Origin of the sequence: Stenotrophomonas sp. GD03958 (assembly GCF_029839005.1) — a bacterium.
Taxonomy (GTDB): Bacteria; Pseudomonadota; Gammaproteobacteria; order Xanthomonadales; family Xanthomonadaceae; genus Stenotrophomonas; species Stenotrophomonas hibiscicola.
The window spans coordinates 1-7,759 of record NZ_JAOBZT010000116.1 but is presented as its reverse complement, the minus strand read 5'-3'; the positions used below and the strand labels follow the sequence as shown (position 1 = coordinate 7,759).

The 7,759-nt window shown below is 68.5% G+C and carries 7 protein-coding genes; 1 reads left to right on the top strand and 6 read right to left on the bottom strand.

What is annotated here, in order from left to right; translation table 11 throughout:
- On the bottom strand, positions 1-1,505 hold a 1,505-nt coding region (locus tag N5C25_RS19880), incomplete at its 3' end, for an acetyl-CoA hydrolase/transferase family protein (protein ID WP_279937736.1).
- A 384-nt stretch (positions 1,506-1,889) separates the two neighbouring features.
- Between N5C25_RS19880 and glnE the strand changes: the two genes are divergently transcribed.
- Positions 1,890-4,685 carry a bifunctional [glutamate--ammonia ligase]-adenylyl-L-tyrosine phosphorylase/[glutamate--ammonia-ligase] adenylyltransferase gene (gene glnE / locus N5C25_RS19875; RefSeq protein ID WP_279937735.1) on the top strand — a complete coding sequence of 932 codons (2,796 nt, stop codon included), beginning with the start codon at positions 1,890-1,892 and terminating at the stop codon, positions 4,683-4,685.
- A gap of 174 nt (positions 4,686-4,859) precedes the next feature.
- Here glnE and N5C25_RS19870 read toward each other — a convergent pair whose 3' ends face one another.
- The 5 genes from N5C25_RS19870 to N5C25_RS19850 all read right to left on the bottom strand — a co-directional run bounded on the left by N5C25_RS19870 (position 4,860) and on the right by N5C25_RS19850 (position 7,696).
- Complete coding sequence (locus N5C25_RS19870; RefSeq protein ID WP_019662191.1) at positions 4,860-5,420, bottom strand: queuosine precursor transporter; 561 nt, start codon at positions 5,418-5,420, stop codon at positions 4,860-4,862.
- A 75-nt stretch (positions 5,421-5,495) separates the two neighbouring features.
- Positions 5,496-6,011, bottom strand: coding sequence for a hypothetical protein (locus tag N5C25_RS19865; RefSeq protein ID WP_058980941.1), 516 nt, complete (start codon positions 6,009-6,011; stop codon positions 5,496-5,498).
- Positions 6,012-6,042: 31 nt separating this feature from the next.
- Positions 6,043-6,546: a hypothetical protein gene (locus N5C25_RS19860; RefSeq protein ID WP_057494566.1), complete on the bottom strand. Its 504-nt coding sequence runs from the start codon at positions 6,544-6,546 to the stop codon at positions 6,043-6,045.
- Between the two features lie 19 nt (positions 6,547-6,565).
- Positions 6,566-7,417, bottom strand: coding sequence for a DUF2145 domain-containing protein (locus N5C25_RS19855; protein WP_058980939.1), 852 nt, complete (start codon positions 7,415-7,417; stop codon positions 6,566-6,568).
- 48 nt (positions 7,418-7,465) lie between these two features.
- Positions 7,466-7,696: a hypothetical protein gene (locus tag N5C25_RS19850; protein ID WP_279937734.1), complete on the bottom strand. Its 231-nt coding sequence runs from the start codon at positions 7,694-7,696 to the stop codon at positions 7,466-7,468.
- Positions 7,697-7,759 lie beyond the last annotated feature (63 nt).

Here is a 7,759-nt window from a genome sequence, read left to right as displayed (position 1 = left end):
ATCATTCCGGTATCCAGCCAGCGCTGGTGCCACGACAGCGCTTCCGGCAGCAGATGCGGGGTGTGCTTGCCGTAGCTCTCGCGGCTGGCACGGTCGAAGTAATCCTGCAACTGCGGGCGGAAATCCGGGTGCGCGCAGTTGTCGATCAGCACCTGCGCGCGCTTGCGCGGGGTCAGCCCGCGCAGGTCGGCCAGGCCCTGTTCGGTGACGATCACCGACACATCGTGCTCGGTGTGATCGACATGGCTGGCCATCGGCACGATCGCCGAGATGGTGCCGTTCTTGGCGGTGGAAGGGCTCAGGAACGCTGACAGGAAACCATTGCGGGCAAAGTCACCCGAACCGCCGATGCCGTTCATGATGCGCGTGCCCATCACGTGCGTCGAATTGACGTTGCCGTAGATGTCCACCTCGATCATGCCGTTCATGCCGATGCAGCCCAGGCGGCGCACCAGTTCCGGATGGTTGGAGATTTCCTGCGTGCGCATGATGATGCGCTCGCGGTAGAAATCGATGTTCTCCTTGAACGTCTCGTTGGCCTGCGGGCTCAGCGCGAAGCCGGTGCACGAGGCGTAGCTCAGCACGCCATCGCGCAGCAGGTCGAGCATGCCGTCCTGGATCACTTCGGTGAACGCGGCCAGGTCGCGGAAACCGCTCTTGGCCAGGCCGGCCAGCACGGCATTGGGGATGTTACCCACGCCCGACTGCAGCGGCAGCAGGTTCGGCGGCAGGCGGCCCTTCTTCACCTCGTGCTTGAGGAACTCGATCAGGTGCGAAGCGATCTGTTCGCTGGTCGCATCGATCGGGCTGAACGGGCTGTTGCGGTCCGGGCCGTTGGTACGCACCACGGCCACGATCTTGTCCGGGTCGCAGCGCAGCGCGGTATCGCCGATGCGGTCGTTGGCGTTCACCAGCGGAATCGGCTTGCGATGCGGCGGCAGCGCGGTGCCGTAGTAGATGTCATGCATGCCGTCGACGCCGGCCGGCTGCCACTCGTTGACCTCGACGATCACCTTCCTGGCCAGGTCCAGCCAGGTCTTGTTGTTGCCGACCGAAGTGGAGGGCACCAGCGAACCGTCCTCGCGAATGGCCGAGACTTCGATCACGGCGGTGTCGATCTCGCCGTAGAAACCGAACCACACGTGCTGGGCAACGTGGCTGAGGTGGATGTCGATGTAATCCAGCTTGCCCTCGTTGATGCGGTTGCGCGCGTCCGGGTCGCTCTGGAACGGCATGCGCATGGCGATGCCATCGGCCTTGGCCAGCGCGCCATCGAGTTCCGGCGCGGTCGAGGCGCCGGTCATCAGCTTGATCTGGAAGGGATTGCCCTGGGCATGCACCGCTTCGATGCGGCGGGCCAGTTCGACGGGAACGGCCTTGGGATACCCGGAGCCGGTAAAGCCGCTCATGGCCACGGTTTCACCGGGCTGGATCAGCGCGGCTGCGGCCTCGGCGGAGACCACGCGGTCACGGAGACGCGCGTTGGCGATGCGATCAACAGACATGACGACAGTGTTTCTGGGGGGAATCCCGATTATCGGCCATCCTCATCCGTACGGGGGGTTCTACCTTTGTGGAATGGCTTTTCCCCCAGGGGCTCACCCATACCCGCCGGTTCTGTTTTGCAGTGCAGCGTGCAAAGTGCTTTCGTAGCCCGCACGATGGCCCTGCATCCCGACGTGGGGGAGGGAGCAGAGCCCGCTGGCAGTTCGCTGCAAGCGGGCTTTTTTATTGCCTGTCGCCCAGTATGAATGCGCGGCCTCCATTATCGGTAGTGCCGGCCGCTGGCCGGCAACTGCGGCAACCTTCGGCAGGATCATGGGATCTGCCGGCCAGCGGCCGGCCCTACCGGGTCCGTCGCGTCCCGACCGGGTCGATACAATCCGCCCATGACCCTCGCCCCCGCTGACCTGCCCGCCTCCCTGCAGCCTCTTGTCGACCGCGCCCTGGCGCGCCTGGCCCAGGTCCTGCCCGAGCCTGTTCCTGCCGAGCTGCTGCCGCTGCTGACCCGGCTGGCGGTGGTCAGCGACTTCGCGCTGGACACCCTGGTGCGGCAACCGGCGCTGCTGGCGCAGCTGGCCGCGCCCGGCTGCCCGCTGATCCCGGCGCCGGTGCTCGATCCGCTGCAGCCCAGCGACTGGCCGGCGCAGATCCGGCGCTGGCGTACTGCCATGTCGACGCGGCTGATCTGGCGCGACCTGGCTGGGCTGGACGACGTGGCGCAGACGCTGGCTGGCGCCACCACCCTGGCCGAGGACTGCCTGCGGCTGGCGCTGGACGCGCTGCAGCAGGAATTCGCCCAGCGCCACGGTGTGGTCCGCGATGGCGAAGGCGCCGCGCAGCAGCTGGTGGTGTTCGGCCTCGGCAAGCTCGGCGGCGGCGAGCTCAACTTCAGTTCCGATATCGACCTGGTCTACGCCTACCCGCACGGCGGCGAATCCGACGGCCCGCGCGCGCTGGCCGCCGAAGAGTATTTCGCCCGCCTCGGCCAGCGCTTGGCCAAGCTGCTGGACGAAACCACCGTCGATGGCTTCAGCCACCGCGTTGACCTGCGCCTGCGGCCGTTCGGCAGCGCCGGCCGCGTCGCGCTGTCGTTCGCGGCGATGGACCAGTATTTCCAGCGCGAAGGCCGCGACTGGGAGCGCTACGCATGGCTGAAGGCGCGCGCGGTAGCCGGCGACATCGCCGCCGGTGAGGCGTGGCTGCAGACCCTGCGCCCGTTCGTGTACCGCCGCTACCTGGATTTCACTGCGCTCGATGGCCTGCGCGAGATGAAGGCGGCGATCACCGCCGAAGTCGCGCGCCGCGAGCTGCACGAAGACATCAAGCGCGGCGCCGGTGGCATCCGCGAAATCGAGTTCCTGTGCCAGGCGCTGCAGCTGATCCGCGGTGGCCGTGAGCCGGCGCTGCGCGAGCGCCGCCTGCTGGTGGCACTGGACGCGCTGGTGGCCGCAGGGCAGATCGCGCCCGAGGATGGCAGCGCGCTGCGTGACGCCTACCTGTTCCTGCGCCGGCTGGAGAACCGCCTGCAGATGCTGCGCGATGCGCAGACCCACGTGCTGCCCAGCGACGCGCTGGACCGCGCGCGCATCGCCGTCGGCCTCGGCTACCCGGACTGGGACGTGCTGCGCGCGGCATTGGCCGAACAGCAGCAGCGGGTCAGTACTGAATTCGCCGCGCTGCTGGCGCCGCGCAAGGGCCAGGCTGCGCCCGACGCGCTGGCCAACTACTGGCGCAGCCTGCCCGAGGGCAGCAACGCGCCGTTGCTGGCGGAAGCCGGTTTCCTCGATGCCAATGGCGCCGATCAGTCGCTGCGCGATTTCGCCCAGGGCACCGGCGTGAAGTCCCTGTCCGACGCCGCACGTGCACGGCTGGATCGCGTACTGCCGGCGCTGCTGCATGCGGCCACGCGCTCGCCGCAACCCGATGCCGCGCTCAAGCGCGTGCTTGGCCTGCTGCAGGCGGTGCTGCGCCGGACCAGCTATCTCGCGCTGCTGGACGAACAACCGAGCGCGTTGGCGCGGCTGGTGGATGTGCTGGCGCGCAGCGCGCTGCTGGCCGAGCGGCTGGCCGCGTACCCGCTGCTGCTGGACGAACTGCTGGACGTGCGCGTGTCCGGACCGATGCCCGATGCGTCCGGCATGCTGGCCGAGTGCCAGCAGGTGCTGGCGGTGGAAGACCCCGAATCCGCACTGCGCTGGCTCAACGAGACGCGGCTGGCGCTCAGCTTCCGCATGGCGATGGCCACGCTGGACGGTCGACAGGGCGCAGTGGACAGCACGCGGCAACTGGCCGAGCTGGCCCAGGCGGTGGTCACCACCGTGCTGGCGATGGCCGAAGCGGACATGCGCGCGGCACACGGCGTGATTCCTGGTGGGCGCTTCGCGATCATCGGCTACGGCAGCCTCGGAGGGCTTGAGCTGGGCTTCGGGTCCGACCTGGACCTGGTATTCCTGCACGACAATCCGGCCGGCGTGGAGGCCAGCGATGGCGCACGTCCGCTGGAACCGGGGCGCTGGTATGCGCGGCTGGCGCAGAAGGTGATGGCGCTGCTCGGTGCGGTCACCGCCGCCGGCCGTCTGTACGACATCGACGTGCGCCTGCGCCCGGATGGCGGCAAGGGTTCACTGGTGTCTTCGTTGGCCAGCTACACCGAATACCAGCGCGAACGCGCGTGGACCTGGGAACACCAGGCCCTGGTACGTGCACGCGGCGTGGCCGGTGATGCCAGCCTGCTGGCCGACTTCGAGCAGGTGCGTGCACAGACGCTGGGTCGTGAGCGCGATCTGGCCACGCTGTATGCCGATGTGTTGAAGATGCGTGGCCGCATGCGCACCGAACTGGACCGCAGCGATGCTGCGCGACTGGACCTGAAGCAGGGTGCCGGTGGCGTGGTGGACCTGGAGTTCCTGCTGCAGACCGGCGTGCTGGCGCGTAGTGCGCAGCATCCCGCGCTGCTGCATCCGCGCGCTACACCGTCGTTGATCGATGCGCTGGCGGTTGCGGGCTTCCTGCCGGGTGCCACCGCGCAGGCACTGCATACCGCGCATGCCACGCTGCTCGACGTAGGCCTGGCCTGCACGCTGGACCGGCGCCCGCGGCTGGCACCGACCACGCCCGCGATTGAAGACGCGTGTGCGGCGATTACGGCGGCGTGCCGAGCGGCGGCGTTGCCGTTCGGGTGATGGGTGCACCCATTAGAACAATTGCCCGGGGATGATCCGCTGTTGGTAGGTGCCGACCGTTGGTCGGCACAATCTGTCAGCGGTGATGAACTCTGATGGAGCGTGCCGACCAACGGTCGGCACCTACCGTGCTCATGTGCCATCCAAGGTTGGCACCTACCAGAGCATGTGCGGTCAGCTGGTGGCGCGCAGCGGCGCCATCTTCCACAGCAGCGCGCGGAACGGAGCCAGCAGGCACACGCCGATCGCCAGCTTCACTGCCAGGTCGCCAGCGGCCCAGCTCACCCACGGCAGCGCGGAGCCGGCGAACGCGATCGACCAGAAAATGGTGGTGTCCACCGTCGCGCTGCAGGTGGTGGCCACCATCGGTGCGCGCCACCAGCTGCCACGGCGCAGGCGGTCGAACACGGTGATGTCCAGCAGCTGGGCCACGATGAACGCCGAGCAGGAGGCAATGGCGATGCGCGGGGTGGCCACCCAGATCGACAACAACACCGCCACCGCGAAGCCGATCCACGCCACGCGGCGCGCCGGGCCCGGACCGAAGCGGCGGTTGATCAGGTTGCTGACCAGGAACGCGACCGGATAGCTGAAGGCGCCCCAGGTCAGCCAGTCGTTGATCGGGTACTGCACCAGTACGTTGGACAGCAGCACCACTGCACCCATGGCCAGTACCGCCAGCACCAGGGCGCGCGGGGTCAGCGGGGCAAACAGAGGGGCAGGACGCACGGACATGGCGAGCCAGGGGGACAAAGGGGATCGCCCATTATCCGCCCGGCCTGCGGCAAAGCCAAAACCGGTCGTTCAGCTTTACAGCGCTTCACTCATCACGTCACCGGCGGCATAGGCCGTCGGCACATAGGCCAGGGTCTGGCCCTGCGCGCTCTTCACGTTCCAGCCGGCACCGGCCTCGGTGGGGTCGAAATGCACCCGTTGCCCGACCACGAAGGCCGCCGTCGGGTTCTCGCCCTGCGGCTGCACCGGCCAGCGCAGGGTGGCGGTGTGGTCGGCCTTGTCCGGTACCTGCAACTGCACCTGGCGCTCGCCCGTAGGCGTGGTCTCCACCTTCTTCACTTCCATCGGCGGCAGCGGCACCGCCTTGGTGCGGGTCGCCCTGGCGTTGCGCTCGCTGGCCTTGAACGGTGCCTTGGACAGTTCGGACAGGCCCATCGACGCCGCCAGCGGCAGCGACAGCACCACGAACGAGGTCACGATCACGCTGGCCTCGCTGCTGTTCAACTGCGGCGCGGCGCCGGCATGGACGGTAGGGACCAGCAGCGCCGAGAGCAGCAATGCAGTGGCGGGAACGCGCAGGCAACGGAGCATGGAGACCTCCTGGTCAGCGTGGGGCAGCGGCTCAGCGCCGGGTGTCAAAGATGTCGCGCGGGCCGGTGGCCTCGGGCAGGTATTCCAGCGGGCGGCCCTGGTTGTCCTTCAGCTGCCAGCCCTGGTCGTTGCCGGTCGGCTCGAAGTTCACGGTCTGGCCCACGGTGAACTGCACAGCAGGATCGCCGATGCCGCGCGGGTACTGCATCGATGCCGTGTTCTGCGGGTCATTGGCATCACGCAGCAGCACTTCGCGGCGGCCGTCGACGGTGGTGGCGATGGCGCTCACCTCCATCTGCGGCAGCTTGATCTGCTGCGGGCGGGCCAGCGGCCGGCCGGCGTCGGCCGCATCCTGGGCTTCCTTCGCGGCGGCGGCGCGGGCCGAGGCCACCATCTGCGTGGACATTTCCAGGCTCGGTCCCTGCGGGCCCGGGTCATGGATGATCACGATGCGGCGTTCGGCGTGGGCGGCCGTGGACCAGGCCAGGCCGGTGACGATCACCGTCGACAGTACAGAGGCAAGCAGCGGACGCATGTCGTTCTCCTCGGGGAAATCAGGGGGCGGCGGCGGTGGCACCGGCCACCGGCACATGGGGGATCACCAGTTCCTGCTGCAGCTGGCTGCGCTGGTGCAGGAAGTCGAACACCGATTCCACCGTCACCACCGAATAGTTGCCGGAGATGCGTTCGCCGGCTGGATGGTCGGTGGTGGTGGCGTTGGCTACGAACAGGCGCGCACCCACGCGCTTGCCGAGGCCGATATGCAGCACGCTGGGCTGGTACTTGCGCTGGCGCAGCCACTGCTGTGCCTGTTCGCGCTTGACGATGGCCGGCGCGCCTTCGGCCTGCGCCATCGCCGCCGCCAGCACCTCCAGCACCCACTGGTTGGAGTTCTGGTAGTCGGTGGCGAACGGGTAGGCGACCACGTTGTACCTGGTTTCGTGCAGCGCCTTGGGCTGGATCGAGGGTGGCACCAGCATCGCGCGCAGCGCCGCACGCAAGGGGGCCGACGGCACGCCGATGCGCAGGTCGGTATGGCCGCCGCTCTCGCCGACGAAGTTGCCGAGGCCCTCGTGGTACAGCTGCGAGCTGTCGGTCTTGCAGCGGTTGAGCAGGTGCATCGCGCGCCAGCGGCCGTCGTCCTCGCGCAGCAGGAAGGCCAGGTGGCTGTGGCGCAGGCCGTAGCGGCTCAGGTCCTGGCCACCGCGCGCGGCCACCACCACGTCCACATCGGGCAGCGCGTCTAGGCGTTCGGCGGTGGTCCAGGCCACGTCCAGCATCGCCGCCTGCGACGCCACGCTCGGGTAGCGCTCGCGGCAGGCGGTGCTGTCGGCCCAGGCCGGTGCGGTCGCCAGTAGGCTGGCGATCAGCAGCGCGGCACGGGGCAGGCGGGCAAAACGATCCATGTCGGTACCTTCAGCGGCGGGCAGGCCCGCGCGCCGATCATACGCTGCTCAGCGCAGCGGGCGATCCACGCCCTTGCGCTGGAGTTCCCTGTCGCAGGCATCGCTGATCGGGGCGATCGACAGCGGCGGGCGCTCGCCCGTCTTCGGATCGCGCAGCGCCGGTTGTTCGCGGTACGCGTCCAGCTGCTGCTGGCACTGATAGGAGATCGGGTCCAGCTCGGTGGGCGCGGTCGAACAAGCGGCGAGCAGGGCCAGGGGCAGCAGGAGCAGGGTACGCATGAAGGCATTCGGTCCGGTGGGGGACACCGGACTCTAACGGTATGGGCAGATTGAAATGTTCAG

What these genes read in the sequence shown, in the direction of transcription:
- N5C25_RS19850 (WP_279937734.1), bottom strand. Translation starts at nt 7,696, where the DNA reads ATGCGTACCCTGCTCCTGCTGCCCCTGGCCCTGCTCGCCGCTTGTTCG.
- N5C25_RS19855 (WP_058980939.1), bottom strand. Translation starts at nt 7,417, where the DNA reads ATGGATCGTTTTGCCCGCCTGCCCCGTGCCGCGCTGCTGATCGCCAGC.
- N5C25_RS19870 (WP_019662191.1), bottom strand. Translation starts at nt 5,420, where the DNA reads ATGTCCGTGCGTCCTGCCCCTCTGTTTGCCCCGCTGACCCCGCGCGCC.
- N5C25_RS19860 (WP_057494566.1), bottom strand. Translation starts at nt 6,546, where the DNA reads ATGCGTCCGCTGCTTGCCTCTGTACTGTCGACGGTGATCGTCACCGGC.
- N5C25_RS19865 (WP_058980941.1), bottom strand. Translation starts at nt 6,011, where the DNA reads ATGCTCCGTTGCCTGCGCGTTCCCGCCACTGCATTGCTGCTCTCGGCG.
- glnE (WP_279937735.1), top strand. Translation starts at nt 1,890, where the DNA reads ATGACCCTCGCCCCCGCTGACCTGCCCGCCTCCCTGCAGCCTCTTGTC.